Below are 18,761 nucleotides of genomic sequence, written 5' to 3'. Positions count from 1 at the left end.
CGTCGCGCGGTTCTCTTTGGTCCACTGTTTCGCTCACCGGCACTGGCTCGCATGAATGATCTGTTGCGCTCGTTCGGGCGCGCGCTCGCAAGCGCGCTCCACCCGCGCATGCTCTGGCTGACCTTCATGCCGTTTCTCGCGGCAACGGTCGGGTGGGGCGTGATCCTGTGGTTTTCCTGGCAGACGCTGATCGGCGCGACCCGCACCTGGCTCGAAGGTTGGTCGTTCACGCTCACGCTTTATCATCTGTTCGACTGGCTGGGTTTTGCGGCGCTGCACACGGCGATCGCGCCGTTTATCGTGATCGCGATGGCGATTCCGCTGATCGTCGTCACCGTGCTGTTGCTGATCGCCACGCTGTCGATGCCCTCGGTGATCCGCTTCCTGTCCGCGCGCCAATTCCCCAGCCTGGAAATGCGTCGCGGCGGAACGTGGTACGGTAGCCTCGCTCAGGCGTTATGGACCACGCTGGTGTGTCTGGTGCTGCTGATCGTCACGCTGCCGCTGTGGCTCGTGCCGCCGTTCTTCGCGCTGATTCCGCCGCTGCTGTGGGGCTGGCTCACGTATCGTGTGATGACCTACGACGCGCTCGCGCTGCATGCCACGCGCGACGAGCGGCGCGCGCTGGTGCGGCGATTCCGCCTGCCGCTGCTGCTGATCGGCATTGCGAGCGGTTTGCTGGGTTCGCTGCCCACGCTGCTGTGGGCGTCGTCGGTCTGGCTGATCGTGCTGTTCCCGGTGATCACGGCCGTGACGATCTGGATCTATGCGTTCATCCTCGTCTTCTCGGCGCTGTGGTTCGGCTACTACTGTTTGCGCGCGCTGCAACGCATGCGCGCGGAAGAGCACGGCGGCGTGCGGCACGCGGCGCCGGTTCCTTACTGATCAATTACTGACTAAGCAAAAGAGGCGGCAATGGCATTTGGCGTCATCATCATCGGCGATGAAATCCTGTCCGGCAGGCGTATCGACAAGCATCTGCCGAAGGTCATCGAATTGCTCGGCGCGCGTGGGCTGTCGCTCGGCTGGGCGGAATACATCGGCGACGACCCCGAGCGCATCACGGCGACGCTGCGGCGCACGTTCGCTTCGGGCGATATCGTGTTCTCCACGGGCGGCATCGGTGCCACGCCGGACGACCACACGCGCCAATGCGCGGCGGCCGCGCTCGGTGTGCCGCTCGAACTGCACCCGGAGGCCGCGAGGCTGATTCAGGAGCGCATCCGCGACATGCATCCGGCTAACTCGGCGGCGCCGCTCGATCTGCAGTCGCCGGAGAACCTGCATCGTCTGAATATGGGCACTTATCCGCAGGGCGCGTCGATCATTCCGAACGGCTACAACAAGATCCCGGGCTTTTCGATTCGCCAGCATCACTTCGTGCCGGGCTTTCCGGTCATGGCGTGGCCGATGATCGAATGGGTGCTGGATACGCAGTACGCGCATCTGCATCACGCCATGCCGCACGCGGAGAAGTCGCTACTGGTGTTCGAGTTGCCGGAGTCGCGCCTCACGCCGCTGATGGAAAAGATCGAACACGATTTCCCGGGCGTGCGCGTCTTCAGCCTGCCGAGCGTGGGCGATGCGGAACGCGGCGGCGTGTACGCGCGGCATCACATCGATCTGGGTGTGAAGGGCGAGCCCGAGGCGGTAGCGGCGGCGTTCGTCAAGCTGCGCGAGGGGGTGCACCTGCTGGGCGGCGATATCGTCGAACCCGAGGCGGCGGCTGCGGCGGCGAAACCGCGCGCCTGAGCCGCGCGGCATTTTTCAGGTGGGTTCGGGCGCTGCGGCGCCCGTTTTTCACCGCGCGCGTCTTCGATTCGAGCGCGGCTTGAGCGCATCATCGGCCTGTCACATTCGGCGCAGACGATGTGCCTGTTCTCACAGGCGCGCCCGCATCAAGGCGGTATTGCACCGGCCTCGACGAACCTCGGCAACAGCCAGGGATCAGGCAACACCTGCGCGAACACTTCAGGCAAAAACGAGGCCGCAATCGCGGTGCGACATCCCGTCATTCATGCGCCGATCCACGGCAACCCGCGAAAGCACCAGCCCGACACTGTCTTACGATGCCCTTGGCCGTCCTTGTCGCCTTCGAAGCCTTCCAGCAGGTCGTATGCCTTGTTGAAGCCGGCTTGCGTGGCGGCAATCGCGGCGAGCTTGGAGCGCGCCGCGCTGCGGCACAGGAACAGCACCGGCGTATCGGGCGTGGCCACCTGATTCAATTGCTGGAGGAACTCCTGATTCGGCACCGCGCCCGGATAACGTGTCCATTCGACATGCGCGTATTGTCCGTCGCCGATAACCGGCCGGCCGACCCAATCGAGTTCGGCGCGGGTACGCACGTCGACGAGGCGGGCGCGCGGATCGAGCTGCAACAGTTCGAATGCTTCCGCCGGCGACACTGCGCCCGCGTACGGCAACTGGTTCTCGTTGCGGCGCTTGTCCGCGACTGCGTACAACTGTTCGAGCGAGCTCATGAGCGCAAATCTCCTTCGGACCAAATAATCATTCTAGCGCGCGGCAAGGTCGCGCATGCATGGCTCGAACGGCGCAGAACGGCGTGATCGTCGCGACGGGAGGTGCGCGCGAACTTGGTGCAAATTTCCGTGCATGCACCAAAATAAAGAAGATGAATGTTGCCGATTTGGCGAATGCACGTATTTGGTGCGACGCAGAGCCCAAAGTTTTTAGGGCTGCATGTGGCGCGGTGCGCCCATTCCCCGCAAACGCGCGCGTGGTGTGGTTTTGCGCCGGGTTGGCGCATACATGGCACAGAAGCTGCTTTATTGGTGCCGATCGATTTGTCCGAGCATAGTTTTATATTCATCCTGAGGCATTGAGGGGTGGACGTGCCGGGACGGGTCAGCTAGATTGGGCGGCGGCTGAATCCGCCGAATTCGTTAATCAGGAGATAGGTTATGAGTAAATCCGTGGCCGACGTCGTTCAACTCGTCAAAGACGAAGACGTCAAGTTTGTCGACTTCCGTTTCACCGACACGCGCGGCAAAGAGCAACACGTTTCGGTGCCGGTGTCGGCATTCGATGAAGACAAGTTCGAAAGCGGCCATGCGTTTGACGGTTCGTCGATTGCCGGCTGGAAAGGCATCGAAGCATCGGACATGTTGCTGGTCCCGGACGCGAACACGGCCTTCATCGACCCGTTCTACGAAGAATCGACCCTCGTGCTGACCTGCGACGTCGTCGAACCGGCGGACGGCAAGGGCTATGAGCGCGACCCGCGCTCGCTGGCAAAGCGCGCTGAAGCGTATCTGAAGAGCACGGGCCTCGGCGACACGGCATTCTTCGGTCCGGAACCCGAATTCTTCATTTTCGACTCGATCAAGTGGGGCACGGATCAGTCGGGCACGTTCGTCAAGATCGGTTCGGAAGAAGCACCGTGGTCGTCGTCGATGGACTTCGAAGGCGGCAACACCGGCCACCGTCCGGGCACGAAGGGCGGCTATTTTCCGGTCGCTCCGGTCGACACGTTCCAGGACATCCGTTCGGAAATGTGTCTGCTGCTCGAACAGATCGGCATTCCGGTCGAAGTGCACCACCACGAAGTCGCGGGCCAAGGCCAGAACGAAATCGGCACGAAGTTCTCGACGCTGGTGCAACGCGCTGACTGGCTGCAGCAAATGAAGTACATCATCCACAACGTCGCGCACACGTACGGCAAGACGGCAACGTTCATGCCGAAGCCGGTGGTCGGTGACAACGGTTCGGGCATGCACGTTCACCAGTCGATCTGGAAAGACGGCACGAACCTGTTCGCAGGCAACGGTTACGCAGGTCTGTCGGAATTCGCGCTGTTCTACATCGGCGGCATCATCAAGCATGCTCGCGCGCTGAACGCGATCACGAACCCGTCGACGAACTCGTACAAGCGCCTCGTGCCGCACTTCGAAGCACCGGTCAAGCTGGCTTACTCGGCACGCAACCGTTCGGCGTCGATCCGCATTCCGCACGTGTCGAACCCGAAGGGCCGCCGTATCGAAACGCGTTTCCCGGATCCGATGGCGAATCCGTACCTGTGCTTCTCCGCGCTGATGATGGCGGGTCTGGACGGCGTGCAGAACAAGATTCACCCGGGCGAAGCCGCCGACAAGAACCTGTACGACCTGCCGCCGGAAGAGGATGCAAAGATCCCGACCGTGTGCGCCGGCCTCGACCAGGCTCTGGACGCGCTGGACGGCGACCGCGAGTTCCTGACGCGCGGTGGCGTGTTCACGGATTCGATGCTCGACGCGTACATCGAACTGAAGACGGGCGAGCTGCAACGCTATCGTCAGTCGGTGCACCCGATCGAATTCGAAATGTACTACTCGCTGTAAGCGGCAATGGCGCTTCGCCCTTCACACGGCGAAGCGCTTTGCCCGACGCTCGCGATCGGTCACGAAGGGACGGCGGCGCCGTCCCTTTTTTGTTAGGCCGAGCACAACGTTTGCGGCGTACGGGCGTGGTAGAGGTATCGAGCAAGGCAACACGCGGACTACCTGATTTATCACCATCTCCTATCGGCCAGACTGCAAGATGGTTCTAAAGAATCTGATCAAGGCAAGGAAAGGGCACGAGCAGACGCTCTCGGACGACGCTCAACTCGTCAGCTCCGGATTGCTGCCCGGCTTCGAGGCGTTGCCGACGGTTGTGCTGGTGCTCGAAAAGCGCACGCTGCGCGTCGCGTTTGCGAATCCGTCAGCGGAGTCGATGCTGGATCTCTCGCGCCGGCAACTCACGCAGATGGCGTGGCCGGACATCTTTTCGAATGCCGACGAACTGGTCGCGACCATTTCCGCGATCGCCGCCCACCGTTTTCACGCGACGCATCTGGACGCCGTGCTCGAACGTCCGGGCCACGAGCCGCTGCATGTGCATGCGATCGTCGGCTTTCTGGAAAGCGCGCAAGACTATGTGCTGCTCGAACTGTTCGAGAACGAGCGGCATTTACGCACCGACCGTGAGGAGCGCATCAACGACCTCACGGCGGTCAACAAGCAACTGATCCGCAATCTCGCGCACGAAATCAAGAATCCGCTGGGCGGGATTCGCGGTGCGGCGCAACTGCTCGAGTTCGAACTCGGCGAGCGTCAGCGCGATGAGTTGCGCGAGTACACGCAGGTCATCATCAAGGAATCGGATCGGCTGCAAACGCTGGTCGACCGTTTGCTCGAACCGCACCGCCATCCGCATATCGTCGGCGACGTGAACATTCACGAGGTGTGCGAGCGCGTGCGCCAGGTGATTCTCGCGGAGTTTCCGCGCGGCCTCACCATCGAGCGCGATTACGACGTGAGCGTGCCGGACCTGCGCGGCGACAAGGAGCAACTGATCCAGGCGCTCCTGAACATCGTGCGCAACGCGGCCGAAGCATTGCGCGAACGGATTTCGCAAGGCGATGCGCGGATCGAATTGCGCACTCGCGTGGCCCGCAAGATCACCGTGTCGAAACGTTTATGTAAGCTGGCATTGGACTTGCGTATTACTGACAACGGCCCAGGCATTCCCGAAGAAATCCGTGACCGCATTTTCTATCCGCTCGTGTCGGGGCGCGAGGACGGCAGTGGTCTCGGACTGACGCTCGCGCAGACATTCGTGCAGCAGCACGACGGTTTGATCGAAGTGGATAGCCGCCCGGGCCATACCGAGTTTCAGATTCTGCTGCCGCTCGACTGCTAACACGATATGTATCTCAAGACTTCTGACCGACCCATATGAAGCCGATCTGGATAGTAGACGACGATCAATCGATTCGCTGGGTGCTCGAAAAAGCACTGGCTCGCGAAAACTTCGCGACCCGCAGCTTCGCGAACGTGCGCGAAGCGTCGGCCGCGCTCGATCACGACAGCCCGCAGGTGCTGGTTTCCGATATCCGGATGCCTGGCGGCTCGGGCCTCGAATTGCTGCAAACCGTCCGTGACAAGGTGCCGGGCTTACCCGTCATCATCATGACGGCATTCTCCGATCTGGATAGCGCGGTCGCCGCATTCCAGGGCGGCGCGTTCGAATACCTCGCCAAACCTTTCGACGTCGACAAGGCGGTCGAACTGATTCGCCGCGCGGTGGACGAAAGCATGCGCGGCGAACAGACGTGGGACGAGCGCGTCACCGAAACACCGGAAATGCTCGGCCAGGCGCCGGCCATGCAGGACATGTTTCGCGCGATCGGCCGACTGTCCCATTCTGCCGCAACCGTGCTCATTACCGGCGAATCAGGCACCGGGAAGGAACTGGTCGCGCGTGCGTTGCACCGACATAGCCCACGCGCGAACGGTCCCTTCATCGCGCTGAACACCGCGGCCATTCCAAAGGATCTGTTGGAATCCGAATTGTTCGGTCATGAGCGGGGCGCTTTCACCGGCGCGCAGGCCATGCGCCAGGGGCGCTTCGAGCAGGCTGAGAACGGCACGCTCTTTCTCGACGAAATCGGCGACATGCCGTTCGATTTGCAGACGCGGTTGTTGCGCGTGCTGTCGGACGGTCAGTTTTATCGCGTCGGCGGCCACAATCCGCTGCGCGCCAATGTGCGCGTGATCGCGGCGACGCACCAGAATCTCGAATCGCGTGTTCGTCAGGGTCTGTTTCGGGAAGACTTGTATCACCGTCTCAATGTGATCCGCTTGCGTTTGCCGGCCTTGCGCGAACGTAGCGAAGACATTCCGCTCCTCACGCGCCACTTCCTGCAAAAGAGCGCGCGCGATCTCGGCGTCGAGCCGAAGCGCGTGTCCGAAGAGGCGCTGGCCTATCTCGCTTCGCTGCCGTTTCCGGGCAACGTGCGTCAGTTGGAGAACCTCGCCAACTGGCTGACGGTGATGGCGCCCGCGCAGACGATCGAGATCAAGGACTTGCCGCCCGACCTCGGACCCGCGCAAGCAGGCGTGACCGATCTGGCTGGTGGTGGCGGCGCGATCGGTGCGGGGGAGGCGAGCCTGGCCGGCGGCGCGCCGGTCAACGGCGCGAGCGCTGCGGTGCATCCGGCCGCGGCGGGCGGATTGCCGGTTGCGAGTCCTGTCAGCGCCTGGGAAGGTGGCTTGCGCACCGAAGTCGCGCGCATGTTGCGCGAGAACGCGGCGGACGTCATGGACGAACTCGCGCGCCGGTTCGAAGCAGCGGTGATTCGCGAGGCGCTGGACTTCACGCGCGGCCGCAAGGTGGAAGCGGCCGAGCGTCTTGGCATCGGCCGCAATACGATTACTCGCAAGATTCAGGAACTGAATCTCGAGCCTTAAGGGGATTGCCTGGTCGGTAATCCTATCTATTCTGAACGTGATGCCTGGCACCATGGGCGCTTTGGCGCGCATGGTGCGGCACGATGTCGCCTTAACGAGTTCACCCGCAGAGCGGGCCGCATAATCGGTTCTCCTTTCTATTTCGGGAGCCGTTATGTCGACGCCGTTTTCCTGGCCTCTTTCGCCCGACACCTTCCTCGCACTCGAAGCGCTCGACGATCCGGTGGTGCTCGATTGGGTGGAGCGGCAGAACGCGCGTACGCTTGCGGCATGGGGGAGCGGGGCGCGCTTTGGCGCGTCCAAAGACCGGCTCGCCGCGATTTACTTGCGTGACGATCGCCCGGTCATCCCCGGGCGATGGCGGGATTGGGCTTACGATCTCTGGCAGGACGAACACAATCCCCGAGGTATCTGGCGCCGCACTTTATGGGCGAATTGGCGTGCAGGCCAATCCGACTGGCAGACATTACTCGATCTCGATCTGCTTTGCGAAGAAGAGCAGATGCCGTGGGTGTGCGTCGACGAGAAGATTCTCGATCCGGATGGCGACCGGGCGCTGATTTTCCTCTCGGCCGGTGGGTCGGATGCGCTCGTCGTGCGCGAGTTCGATCTGGAAACACTGCGTTTCGTCGACGATGGATTCGCGCTTCCCGGACCAGGCAAGCATTCGATTTTCTGGATCGACCGTGACACTGTCTATGTTGCTTGGGACAACGGCGGCGCGAGTCTGACGCGTTCCGGCTACCCGCGCGAAGTGCGGCGCTGGGCGCGCGACACACCGATAACGGACGCACCGGTCGTGTTCCGCGCAGAATTCGACGATGTCTCGGTTTGCGCCTTTTACGATCACGTCGATCGGCGCCACGCGCTGTCCGTCGCCGTCGATTCATTTGATTCGGAGACCTACTATCTTTCCGCTTCGCAGGAGTGGCAGCGTTTCGACGCGCCGACGCACGTCGCAATCGAGGCGTGGGCCGGCTGGCTGCTGCTTCAACCGCGCCTTCCCTGGGATTGCGGCGGGGTGGTCTATGCCGGCGGGACATTGCTCGCCGTTCGCGAGGCGGCATTCTTGCGCGGCGAGCGCGATTGCGTGCCACTCTTCGTGCCCACGCCGACAACTTCGGGCTGCGGCTACTCGATCACGCAGCACCAGCTGATCGTTTCATATCTCGACGACGTGCAGCAGCGCACGGTTCTGTGGCATGCAAGACCGTCGGGCGATGCGTCCTGGGAGTGGATATCGCGCGAGTTTCCATTGCAGGAGAACGTGCAGGTCGGTGTTTCGCCGATCGAGTCGACCATCGGCGACGAGGCGTATGTCAGTGTGGAGGACTATCTTCAGCCGGGTGGTTGCTGGATTGTCGATCTCGCGCAGGATGATCTCTCGCAGTGGCAATTGATTGACCGATACCCTGCCAGTTTCGATGCCACGCCTTTCGCGGTGACGCGCGCTCATGCGGTGTCGGCGGACGGCACCCGGGTGCCCTATACCGTGATCGGGCCGCGAGAGCGCACAGAGCAACCGCGGCCGTGTTTGCTGAACGGGTATGGCGGCTTCGCGATTTCGCTGACGCCGGGCTACATGAGCGGGGTCGGTCTCGGTTGGTTGGAGGCCGGCGGTGTCTACGTGGTGGCGAATACGCGTGGTGGCGGGGAGTTCGGCCCTGCCTGGCATACCGCGGCGGTGGGTCCCAACCGGCAGCGCGCGTTCGACGACTTCATCGCTGTCGCGCAGGCGCTCATTGACACCGGGGTGACGACGCCTGCGCAACTGGGCATTCAGGGCGGTAGCAACGGTGGCCTGCTGGTGGCGGCGTGCATGGTGCAACGGCCCGAGTTGTTCGGTGCCGTGGTCAGTCAGATGCCGCTGCTGGACATGAGCCGCTACCATCTTCTGCACGCAGGGGCATCATGGCTCGAAGAATACGGCGATCCGGATGTTCCTGAGGACGCGAGCGTGCTCGCCGCGTATTCGCCTTACCATCGGGTGTCGGCTGACCTGCAGTACCCGCCCGTGCTGTTCATGACATCCACCGACGACGACCGCGTGCACCCCGGCCATGCCCGCAAGATGGCCGCACGAATGCAGGCGCTCGGCGCCGTGCAGGTCTGGTACTTCGAGGACACGCAGGGCGGCCACGCAGCCGCGGACGGGCTGCAAATGGCGGAGCAGGACGCTCTTGTCCTCGAGTTCTTGTGGTCGTGCCTGGGTGACGGCGAGCGGCGCGCCACCTGAGCGCCTTGCGGGCGCGTGAGGTCCAGTCAGTCGGCCAGGCGAGCGTCAGCCGAGTTGCGCGACAACCGGCGCGTGGTCCGACGGCTGATCCCACTTGCGGGGCACCTTGTCGATGTCGCATGACGAGCACACTTCAGCCAGCGCCTTCGACAGCAGAATGTGATCGATGCGCAACCCGGCGTTACGGCGAAACGCCATCATCCGGTAGTCCCACCACGAGTAGAGCTTCTCCGGCTGCTCGAACTGGCGGAATGCGTCGACGAGGCCAAGTTCGATCAGGCGCACGAACTCCGCGCGCTCCTCGGGCGACACCAGATTCTGGCCCTCCCACGCTTTCGGATCGTGCACGTCGCGATCTTCCGGCGCGATGTTGTAGTCGCCGAGCAGCGCGAGCCTCGGATGCAATGCCATCTCGCTCGCGATCCAGTCGTGCAGTGCGGCGAGCCAGCGCAGCTTGTAGGCGAACTTGTCGGTGCCCGGTGCCTGGCCGTTCGGGAAGTAGGCGGAGATAACGCGCGTGCCTTCAATGGTCGCTGCAATTACGCGTTGCTGCGGATCCTCGAACCCGGGAATGTTGCGCACGACGCTGTCTTCGTCGACCGTCAGGCCGTCGCGCACCAGAATGCCGACGCCGTTGTAAGTCTTCTGACCGGCAAACCAGCTCCGGTAACCTTTCTCCGCGAGTTCGGCGCGGGGAAATTTTTCGTCCGGCAACTTCAGTTCCTGAAGGCACAACACGTCGGTGCCGCTGGTTTCGAGCCAGTCGATCACATGCTGCTGGCGGACTTTGAGGGAGTTGACGTTCCAGGTGGCGATTTTCATGACATTCTCACAAGCTTGCGTGATTCCGATAGTCCCGCATCTTATCGCGCGGAAGAGGGGGCGGTGAAAATGGCCCTGGCGCGGCAACGAAAATAAAAGGGCGGTGCCGTCCCGCTGCGGCGTATAGTGGGATCACACACACTCGCATTCTTGCGCATCGGGGGAGGCATCATGGCTGAACTTTATCCGGCTCTTTATAAGGACTTCGAAGTGCACCCGTTGGTGTTTTCGCGGACGTTCGACAAGTTCGATGGCCACAAGCGTCATGCCGAAGGTTACGACGTTGCGGTACGCGTTTGCCGGCCCGGCGCGATTAGCGGCTCGACGGCGAGCCGCGTGTTTCGTCTCGTGCGGCCGTCCACGTTTTCCGATTTTGGCGTGGCCAAGCGTAGCGCGAGCCAGTACGGCGCTGATATCATCGACGGCAAGGTGGAAGGCGCGACGGTCCAGGATCTGTGAGTCGTTTCGCGAGCGCGAAATAATTCGCGCGTTTGTTTGACGTATTGGGAACATCTCTATACAATTCGTTTTCTCTGACGCGGGGTGGAGCAGTCTGGCAGCTCGTCGGGCTCATAACCCGAAGGTCGTAGGTTCAAATCCTACCCCCGCAACCAAAGCCCAGTAGTGAGTGTTGCGATAGCTGGGTGGCATGCAAAAGGTTCATTGCTTGCAGGGCAATCGTCATGTAGTTCAGGCGTGAGTGTCCAAAAAAATCGCAAGATATCGCAAAACATCAAACCCGCTACGGCGGGTTTTTTGTTTTCCGCATCTGACCTATTGAGACCCGCTGGCTAACGCATTCGACAACTGCTCGTGCGAAAGTGCGTGCATTGCAACCATTCGCGGCAGCGGGCTTGCAAAGGAAGGGATATCACTTGATCGTCGTGAGCGATCTCAACGCGCTACACCACCGCGCGCCAGACGCGGGCGCGGATTAACGCAAATTCGCGCCGTACGCTGCGTTCGCGATGGATGGCGTCACCTGAGCCGCACCAGCTCAATCATTGTCCTGTCTCCCTATCTTGGTCGTTCGTACCGACTCGCTTGCCGCGGAAGCAGGGAAGGGGTTGGTCAAGTCGCGGTTGCGAAGCCATCCGGTCACGATCTTACGAGAGTCTGTTTCGTCAATCGACATATCGGGACTCACGTATCGCGCGTACGAGTAACCTTCGCGCCGGCTAAGTAATGTGACGAGATCTCCTGGCAAAATATACTGTCGCCGTTTGCCGATGCCCGGTTTTTCATAGAAATAGGTCTTGTTGGTGGAAACGGCGATACCAACGGCGTCGAATCGTTCAGTCGCCGAATACTGACTTGCGCCACGTTCTCCGGGCGCCGCATTAAACAAGCCCGCTGCACTCTGACACCCCGCGTGCGGACGATCTGTTTTTAGCGCGATTTCATTGTCGTGCAGATACAGCGTGCCGTCGATTTCCGCCCGTGGGTCGCGTTGAGCATAGGAGAACACTCCTTTATAGGGAATGAAGTCGAACGTCTTCATTCGCAACACCTCTGTTCCGTCCGCGCTTTTGACTCCCTCATCTCTGTTCGCCATGAACAGGAACCCGCATGAGAATGGGGTTTCCTGGGCGCGGTAATAGCCGACGATATCCTCTCCCGACTGATACGTTACGAAACTCAGTTCGTCGTATGTCGTGGCGACACCGGCGGTGGCGATTTGGCAGGCCAACATAAGGAAGCAGGATGCAATCGCTTTGAAAAGCCCTCTATTTGAATTTTTCATAAAATTTTCTCATCGAGTCAGGATATTTTTGAGGGTAATGCTGGCCGTTGTAATAATATGCAAAAGACTCCCAGTTCTTGTCTTGCAGGGCTTTTTTTGCTGAACTGTTCATGTTGACGTAGGCGACAAAAAGATCAAATTGCTCGTCAACGCCCTGCATTTCGAGGTTGGCTAACTCGATGGGACTTGCGTAGCCCATTTCTTCGTAGAAAAAGGCCAACACCTGGAATGCTCCCCATGAGCAGGCCATTATTGCGGCGTCACGATTCAGCGCGCATGCCTGAACAAACCGCTCGTATTGGTGCATGACTTTTTCATCGCTGTGCGACCAGCCATGGTCGTCAGTTTCGCCAGCCGTGTATCCGCCTTGAATCGGCAGGCAAAGATTAGGAAATGCCGGGAAAGGATTCGGCTGCTTTTTTAATAAAGCCGGCTTTTCATTTCTCTTGTCCTTCGGCAAGAGGGATCGAAAGAAGACATGACGTTCGTAGCGAATTTTTGGCAAGCCGTTGTCACAGAATCCCACCCCATCGCTTTCGGTCATCGCGACCGCCTTGATGGCAGCCGTCTCACAGCCGAGAGTCTTCGCCGCCTCAGCGTATTTCTTCTCGCTTATTTCGAGCGTTTTGGGATAGTTGAGCTTCGATCCGAGCACGTTAAATGCGACAGTGGTCGGCTTGCCGGTATCGACAATCGTATAGTGGTGGTCAATGGTCACGGTCGTCTTTTCCTTTTTCGTCTTGTCGTCGATCGTGGTTTCCTTATGACGTGTCGGCGTATCCTTTTTGACTTTGCCTTGCTCAGTGACTTTCTGCGACCAACCGATATAAGGCCCAAACTCGCCCACGAGCCGCTCGATGGTCATGACTTCACCGTGTTTCACGACAGGAAGATTCAACTCCTGCTCGAATTCCTCCTTTGGCGTGAGCTTCGTCGTGGCTTCCAGGTGGTATTCGGGGCTGGTGACCGTAAATACGCTGATGTCTTTCTTCGGTGTGACCGTGGCCTTCCAGACGAACTCGCCTCGACGGTTCTTCACCAGCACGTCAATCGGCTGGTTGCGTGCGGCATTGCGAATCGTGATCGCGTAGCCGTCTTTGTCCGTTGTCGCTTCAATGGTGTTTGCAATTGCAGGCGGAGGAGGCGCGGTAGCCGCGGAGGCGACAGCGGGAGCGGACGTGGCTAGCGGTGCCGATGCGTCGACAGCGTCGGTCTGCGCGCCTGTTGCCCATTGCGGAGCGGGCCGCGCGCCCGCACCCGCCTTGATCTGCACGGAGAGTCCTTCAATGGGCTTCTGCAGGACGTCACGAAAGACAAGGGTAGCTTGCACGTAGGGCGCAGCCGATGCCTTCGGCTGACTTGCTGGATGCTTGTGATGAGCCATAGGTTCTTGCAGGTTCGTTGTTCGTTTGCACACACGACTCACGCCGACGCGTCGCTATCGTCGGACTCGTCATGGTCGTACGCGTCTTCCGCGACGCGCCAGTCGCCCGCGCCAACTTCGCACTGCACTTGTGTCGATGCCGGCGTGGTGACGGTGAGCGTGGCCCCGTTCGTCAACATCCCCTGCTGCTGGATAGTGCCGTCGGGCAGATAAATTCGATAAGACTGGTCTGCCAGCCTTAGGCCGACGCCATGATTCCTGGCGACGGTACTCACGTCGAACGTCTGGGTGTAAATGCCGGCCGGATTCTGAACGAGCGGGGCGAGCGGAAGGACGGGCAGTGGCGCGCGCATCGACGATGCGTCCGGTTTGCCCCAGTAAGGGGTCTTTTCGAGAATGGGCCCGGGTGAGCCGTTGACGATGCCGCCCGCGCTGATCTGGATGTACGAACCGCCCGCGCCAATCCAGACCTCCTTCGCGGCGGTGAGAACGATCTTGCCGTCTGTGCTGCCAATGGTGATGTCCTTGAGAGCGGCAAGCGCCAGTTCATCGCTTTGCGCCTGGATGTCTATCCTGCCTTTCGCCGCGATCAGCTTCATGCCGAGCGCGTAGGCGAACATGGAGATCGCACCGCGCACCGAGGCGAGTAAAGACCTCCCTGATGACACGCTCACGTCGCGGCCCGCCGTGACCGCATGATCATTTGCGCTCGCCATGTGCGTGCCGTCGGCCGCCGAGGTCGCGATGCCCGCGCTACTCGCCAGCAGCAAATCGGGGCGCGTCATTTCCGGTGACGGGTTCTCGCAGGTTCTTGCGCCGCCGTTGAGCGCGTTGTTCTGCGCGCCGATCGAGCGGGCTGCGTCGTTCTGGTTTGCTTCGATGGGTTGGGCGTTGTGCCGCTGCGCAAGCTGCGCGAGGTCTTCATGCTGTTCGCGCGCCCGCGTTAGACGCTGCACCGTTTCACCCATGTCCTTGACGGGCGACATTGCCCCGGCCCGTGGTTCGGTCGTCACCAGCATGCCCTGGTTTGCACGCACCACGCCGTGCGCCTGCGTTGCCAGTTCGAAGCCTTCACCGCGCGCCTCGTCGCGTCCTTGGTGTCCGTCGATACGCGTGTTAAAGCCAAGCACGAGCCGCGACTGCGCGTGGTCACTTGCAACCTGAACCTGCAACTGTCCAGGAGTGTCGTCCGTCACGACGCTGTTGGCCGAGTGGCCTTTCAGTTCCCGGCTGCGCCAGCCCGACAGCGTATCGTTCTTCGGCAAGGCCCACGGAGCCTGGTGAAGCTCTGTCGTATGCTCGGACATGATGTAGGGCCGGTCCGGGTCGCTGTCGTAGTAGCCCACCAGAACGTGGTGTCCGACGCGCGGCAGCCACATGGCGCCGTGTTCGGCGCCATGCCAGGGCGACGCGACCCGCAGCCAGCAGCTTGCGTCCTGGTCGGTCGGCCCGATCCTGTCCCAGACAAAATGAGCTTTGACGCGCCCGTACTGGTCACAATAAGTTGACTCTTCTCCGTACCCCGTGATGACGGCCGCTTCGGCGTAAGCGCGGGGCTTCTTCGCTTTTTGCGGCGCACGGTAGAACGTAGCGGCGGGCACGGCCATAAACTTCGTTTCACAACTGTACGGGCGCATGAGACTGCCGTGCTGCGAGACGGTGTCGTTGTTGACGATTTCGGTATGGGTGGACACGACTAGGTATTCGCCGTCGCCGGGCGTCAGCGGATAGCCCTGGAGGGCAAACGTATAGCCCGTCATCAGTCCGCGCAGGTTGCCTTTGCCTTTCGCGCGCAGACTCTTCGAACGGTGTGCTTCGACTTTCACGCGTGCGAGGTGCTTGCTGTCGAAGTCGGGATCATTGCGCCACGAAGGATCGACACCGTTCGGTCCTTCCATGGGCTGCGAGTAGTCGCCCCACGCATATTCCTCGGCGTTGTCGCATGAGCGCTGACTGTGGTCCGCCTGTTCGACCGTCAGCGCCGCAAGTGACTGCGTGTAGTCGTAGTCGACCAGCGTCACCTGGCCCGTCGTCAGTTGCCGGGCAACGCGAAACGCGTGGATATGTTCTTCGTCGATGCGCTGGCCGTCGCGGTCGAGAAAGCGCAGCGTCTGATAAGCGGGCGGGTGCTTCTGATAGGCGCCAGGCGAGTCGCACAACACCAGCGTGCTCTCGTTGAAGAAGAACGTAATGCCCCATTCCTGCCACAGCCGGGACAGCCACGCGAAATCCGACTCCCACCACTGCCGCTGATACTCGCGCTTCGGATAGGGGCGGCGCGCAGCGCCGGGACCGGCGAGGCGCATGTCGAACGGGTACGGGTATTTCTGCAGTACCTCGCGCGTTATCTCGGTCACGTCCTTGTCTTGCAGGATCCGGCTATCACGGTTCAACGTGGCGAGATATAACCAGGGGCGAATGTTAAGGCGGTAGTACGCACGCCGCTCATCCGCGCCGACGCACTTCGCCGAGACGATCAGCCCTGTCAGCTTGCGCACGTCCGCGCCGCAGTTCGCTGCCGTGCCCGAGCGGCCCGGATCTGAGGCGCCACTGCCCTCGATAGCGATGTTGACGGTGACTTCCTTGCCGATCAGCGAGTCGACGTCGACTAGCCGCTGCGCCTCGACAACGCTCAGCCGCGCGTCATCCATCGTGCTGACATCGACATCGTAGTCGTACAGACGGCCGAGCTTCTCTTTCCCCGCCAGCCGGCCAACGACGAACAGTGATTCGCCTGCCCATTGCGGCAGCGCCTTGCCGCTCATTTCCAGCGTGCGCGGCTGTTTAAACCAGGACATCGGCGACTCCGATCATCAGCAACTCCCTTGGCGAGCAACTCAGATAGGGTGGTAAATCAGGCACTGGAAAATGAGATCGTCACGCTGCTCAAACCGCGTCGCGCGTGCCGGCGCGCGGTGGCCAGCGTCCAATGCGTCCGCGCTGCTTCGAGCGCAGTACGGTCGTGGTGAACGAACGAGGCGACACATGGCGTGCCACGTAGCGTTCCAGCACGAGCGCAAGTGTGTACGGGCTCACGCCACCGAACTCCGTTTCGTCGAAAGTCAGCTCGCATTCAATCCCGCGGCCGAACATGTGATCGCCGTCGAGCGCCAGACGACGGTTGACAGGCGTGGCGGTTGCGCCCACGAGCCCGGCCACGTGACGCCGCAATTCAGGAGACTCGGTGCCCAGGTACAGGTCCATCAGCGTGCGCAGTGCGTCGCCGGCGCACGGTTGATCCGGCCGGCCGTCGAACGCCCTGTAGGTGAAGCTCAGTTGTCCGATCAACTGCCATGCGCGCTTACCGAACGCAAGCGGCGGCCGTGGGGTTGTCGGCGCGCGTAGCAGGCCAATGCTCTTTTGGGGAATCGAGCTCGCCACAGACAGGTCGGACACTCCGTTGAGCGGCACCACGCACGGGAGGTCACGATTGGTCAGGAGCGCTTCGAGCGACACATTGCGAATGCCTTCGGCATCCGGCATTCCGTTCTGGTCCAACAGCGAGAGGAACGTGCGTGTTTCCGTGAACGGCCGGCGGCTGCCGTAGTGGCGGGAGTCATCAGCCGGGCGGGCCAACTCGCGCCGTATCGTAAAGTAGCGCCCGCTTTGACCATCGCCATCCCGGTAGCGCGCGTGCAGGGGATGGAGTCGCAGCGCTTCCGCGTGTTCCGAAACCTGTCCCCAGGCACCCGATACCGAATACACATCGTAGTCACGCGGAAATTTGGCCACAGGCACGAGCGGGTGGCCAGTCGCCCGAGCGCCGAGCGTCAGCCACTCGGTGCGCCGTGGAAACAGGTTGATGATGGGCGTGCAGAACAGCGCGAAATGCGATGCGTCGACCGTCTCTGCCAGCTCGTCCACGCGGCGGTCGAGCAACACGACGATTTCAGCCTCGTTGCTGCCGATGGCGGACAACCCCTTGCAGAGGCCGGTGAGCGTGAAAAACCAGAAGCGTGCGGGGCAGCTGAAATACTCCTGCAACAGGTTGTGCCCGTGGAACTTGTGAGGGACGGCGGGCAGCAGGCCCTGTTCCGGCTCGAGTGCATCATGCACGACCGCATTCTCGGTGACGACATGCAGCGTGCCGGTCGTGAACTCGCCGGGTACGCCCGTGATGGTGGCCACGCCGGCCGCGTGAACCAGTTCGAACAGGTGCGAGGCGCTCGCTTCGTCGCCGGCCAGACAGACCGTCAGCCGGTCGAGCTCCGCGAGACTTGAGATCGGCGCGCCGTTGATCGTTCGCAGAAGAAGCCGCAACGCGCCCTGTATCTGCACGTCTTGGGCGACGTAGCGGCCGAGCCCCGGAATGTCGGGCGGAATGCCGGTTAGCCGTGCCTGCGCGATTTCCAGTGGATACAGCGTCACGTCCTGGCTGCTGCGGAACTCACAGGCCGTCAACTCACCGTCTGGCACGCGTGACATGAAGGCGGTGCCGCGCGGCACCACGGTTGCGTTGGCGAACTGCTTTCCTCGTACGAGCGGGAACACACGCGCGACAGCCATTGAGGGAGTCTGGCTGACATAGTTCGGATAGAGGGTTTGCAGCAGCGGCTGGGTGAACTCCGCGAAGGTTTCATCGAGGCGCATCTGCATGCGCGCGGTCGAGAAGGCCGATGACTGGAGCAAGCGCTCGACGAAGGGATCGCCGACTTCGCCCGCCTGCATGCCGAGTCGCTTCGCGATCTTCGGATGCGCGTTGGCAAACTCCTGCGCCAGTTCGTGCATGTAGAGCAGTTCGGCGTTGTAGTGCTCAAGAAGTCGCGGATGCATCTGTGCACATTATCTCGGGCAGCGCCTTGGCAAGGCAAACGGAAGGGTGCGTCCGTTGCAGGGGTGGACACGCGTGTCCTCTACATATCTCATCGCTATGTCATCCTTATTATTTGAGTTGAAAGACAGACCAGAACCGTCATTGAATCGTAAGCCGGCCCATCCTGCCATCGGAAAATTCACAAAAGGGCGGGAGATATTTCCCTTAGCGCGCACGCGTCGAACACAGTGCGAATTGGCTGCACGAGGTCAGCGCGCACTGCTTTCCTGATCGGTCCCATTAGCGTCGCAATGATTTGCCTTGCGTCGTTGGTCGAGTCAGCGGTTACGGCCTCTCCAGGCTCCTGTGTTTTGCCGTGACCCGTTGCGACACTTCGTCAAACCGGCCGTCGACAATCTGGGTTCGTGCCGTTTAAATATGACGTGTACGACGCAGATGAATCAGCAAAGCGATGCTGTCGCCGTGAGCGCTGTGAGAACCTGCATGATTCGCGATGAGCGAAATCTGATCGCTACCTTCGATAGCGGCACGGTGATTCTTATCCTGCGGCGCACAGCGAGGCTGCAAAGCTA

13 protein-coding genes and 1 tRNA gene are annotated in these 18,761 nt (G+C 61.3%); 8 read left to right on the top strand and 6 right to left on the bottom strand.

Annotated features, from left to right (window positions below; translation table 11 throughout):
* The first annotated feature begins 51 nt into the window (after positions 1–51).
* Both P0D68_RS27210 and P0D68_RS27205 read left to right on the top strand, forming a co-directional pair.
* Complete coding sequence (locus P0D68_RS27210) at positions 52–885, top strand: EI24 domain-containing protein (RefSeq protein WP_091792858.1); 834 nt, start codon at positions 52–54, stop codon at positions 883–885.
* Positions 886–915: 30 nt separating this feature from the next.
* Positions 916–1,752, top strand: a complete 837-nt coding sequence (locus tag P0D68_RS27205; protein ID WP_408187248.1) for a competence/damage-inducible protein A — start codon at positions 916–918, stop codon at positions 1,750–1,752.
* A gap of 263 nt (positions 1,753–2,015) precedes the next feature.
* On the opposite strand, the gene P0D68_RS27200 is transcribed toward P0D68_RS27205, so the two are convergent.
* Entirely contained in the window at positions 2,016–2,480 is a 465-nt protein-coding gene (locus tag P0D68_RS27200) for a rhodanese-like domain-containing protein (protein ID WP_091792860.1), read from the bottom strand.
* Between the two features lie 441 nt (positions 2,481–2,921).
* Here P0D68_RS27200 and glnA point away from each other — a divergent pair, with 441 nt between their 5' ends.
* The 4 genes from glnA (at position 2,922) to P0D68_RS27180 (ending at position 9,465) form a co-directional block, all read left to right on the top strand.
* Positions 2,922–4,337: a type I glutamate--ammonia ligase gene (gene glnA, locus P0D68_RS27195; RefSeq protein WP_091792861.1), complete on the top strand. Its 1,416-nt coding sequence runs from the start codon at positions 2,922–2,924 to the stop codon at positions 4,335–4,337.
* Between the two features lie 199 nt (positions 4,338–4,536).
* Positions 4,537–5,679 carry a nitrogen regulation protein NR(II) gene (gene glnL / locus P0D68_RS27190; RefSeq protein WP_091792862.1) on the top strand — a complete coding sequence of 381 codons (1,143 nt, stop codon included), beginning with the start codon at positions 4,537–4,539 and terminating at the stop codon, positions 5,677–5,679.
* A 35-nt stretch (positions 5,680–5,714) separates the two neighbouring features.
* Positions 5,715–7,229 carry a nitrogen regulation protein NR(I) gene (gene ntrC, locus P0D68_RS27185; protein WP_091792863.1) on the top strand — a complete coding sequence of 505 codons (1,515 nt, stop codon included), beginning with the start codon at positions 5,715–5,717 and terminating at the stop codon, positions 7,227–7,229.
* 154 nt (positions 7,230–7,383) lie between these two features.
* A complete protein-coding gene (locus P0D68_RS27180; RefSeq protein ID WP_408301702.1) occupies positions 7,384–9,465 on the top strand; it encodes a prolyl oligopeptidase family serine peptidase in 2,082 nt (693 codons plus the stop codon).
* 45 nt (positions 9,466–9,510) lie between these two features.
* On the opposite strand, the gene xth is transcribed toward P0D68_RS27180, so the two are convergent.
* Positions 9,511–10,287, bottom strand: coding sequence for an exodeoxyribonuclease III (gene xth, locus P0D68_RS27175; RefSeq protein WP_408301704.1), 777 nt, complete (start codon positions 10,285–10,287; stop codon positions 9,511–9,513).
* A gap of 171 nt (positions 10,288–10,458) precedes the next feature.
* Here xth and P0D68_RS27170 point away from each other — a divergent pair, with 171 nt between their 5' ends.
* A complete protein-coding gene (locus tag P0D68_RS27170) occupies positions 10,459–10,746 on the top strand; it encodes a hypothetical protein (RefSeq protein ID WP_091792866.1) in 288 nt (95 codons plus the stop codon).
* Positions 10,747–10,824: 78 nt separating this feature from the next.
* Positions 10,825–10,901 (top strand) — tRNA-Met (locus tag P0D68_RS27165).
* A gap of 383 nt (positions 10,902–11,284) precedes the next feature.
* On the opposite strand, the gene P0D68_RS27160 is transcribed toward P0D68_RS27165, so the two are convergent.
* From P0D68_RS27160 to tssF, 4 genes are all read right to left on the bottom strand, one after another.
* Positions 11,285–12,031 carry a hypothetical protein gene (locus P0D68_RS27160; RefSeq protein WP_408301706.1) on the bottom strand — a complete coding sequence of 249 codons (747 nt, stop codon included), beginning with the start codon at positions 12,029–12,031 and terminating at the stop codon, positions 11,285–11,287.
* Entirely contained in the window at positions 12,015–13,415 is a 1,401-nt protein-coding gene (locus tag P0D68_RS27155; protein ID WP_408301708.1) for an N-acetylmuramidase family protein, read from the bottom strand. Before P0D68_RS27155 ends, P0D68_RS27160 begins: the two co-directional genes overlap by 17 nt.
* Positions 13,416–13,453: 38 nt before the next feature.
* Positions 13,454–16,213 carry a type VI secretion system Vgr family protein gene (locus tag P0D68_RS27150; RefSeq protein ID WP_408301710.1) on the bottom strand — a complete coding sequence of 920 codons (2,760 nt, stop codon included), beginning with the start codon at positions 16,211–16,213 and terminating at the stop codon, positions 13,454–13,456.
* A gap of 88 nt (positions 16,214–16,301) precedes the next feature.
* Positions 16,302–18,188: a type VI secretion system baseplate subunit TssF gene (gene tssF / locus P0D68_RS27145; RefSeq protein WP_408301712.1), complete on the bottom strand. Its 1,887-nt coding sequence runs from the start codon at positions 18,186–18,188 to the stop codon at positions 16,302–16,304.
* Positions 18,189–18,761 lie beyond the last annotated feature (573 nt).

The sequence above is a fragment of the Paraburkholderia sp. RL17-380-BIE-A genome, assembly GCF_046028085.1.
Classification (GTDB): Bacteria; Pseudomonadota; Gammaproteobacteria; order Burkholderiales; family Burkholderiaceae; genus Paraburkholderia.
The sequence above is the reverse complement of the archived record's forward strand: the minus strand, read 5'-3'. Positions and strand labels throughout refer to the sequence as shown.

Bases quoted from the DNA above. Each gene is read 5' to 3' on its own strand.
- P0D68_RS27150 (WP_408301710.1), bottom strand. From the start codon at position 16,213: ATGTCCTGGTTTAAACAGCCGCGCACGCTGGAAATGAGCGGCAAGGCG.
- P0D68_RS27155 (WP_408301708.1), bottom strand. From the start codon at position 13,415: ATGGCTCATCACAAGCATCCAGCAAGTCAGCCGAAGGCATCGGCTGCG.
- P0D68_RS27180 (WP_408301702.1), top strand. From the start codon at position 7,384: ATGTCGACGCCGTTTTCCTGGCCTCTTTCGCCCGACACCTTCCTCGCA.
- glnL (WP_091792862.1), top strand. From the start codon at position 4,537: ATGGTTCTAAAGAATCTGATCAAGGCAAGGAAAGGGCACGAGCAGACG.
- glnA (WP_091792861.1), top strand. From the start codon at position 2,922: ATGAGTAAATCCGTGGCCGACGTCGTTCAACTCGTCAAAGACGAAGAC.
- P0D68_RS27160 (WP_408301706.1), bottom strand. From the start codon at position 12,031: ATGAAAAATTCAAATAGAGGGCTTTTCAAAGCGATTGCATCCTGCTTC.
- P0D68_RS27200 (WP_091792860.1), bottom strand. From the start codon at position 2,480: ATGAGCTCGCTCGAACAGTTGTACGCAGTCGCGGACAAGCGCCGCAAC.
- P0D68_RS27170 (WP_091792866.1), top strand. From the start codon at position 10,459: ATGGCTGAACTTTATCCGGCTCTTTATAAGGACTTCGAAGTGCACCCG.
- P0D68_RS27210 (WP_091792858.1), top strand. From the start codon at position 52: ATGAATGATCTGTTGCGCTCGTTCGGGCGCGCGCTCGCAAGCGCGCTC.
- tssF (WP_408301712.1), bottom strand. From the start codon at position 18,188: ATGCATCCGCGACTTCTTGAGCACTACAACGCCGAACTGCTCTACATG.
- xth (WP_408301704.1), bottom strand. From the start codon at position 10,287: ATGAAAATCGCCACCTGGAACGTCAACTCCCTCAAAGTCCGCCAGCAG.
- ntrC (WP_091792863.1), top strand. From the start codon at position 5,715: ATGAAGCCGATCTGGATAGTAGACGACGATCAATCGATTCGCTGGGTG.
- P0D68_RS27205 (WP_408187248.1), top strand. From the start codon at position 916: ATGGCATTTGGCGTCATCATCATCGGCGATGAAATCCTGTCCGGCAGG.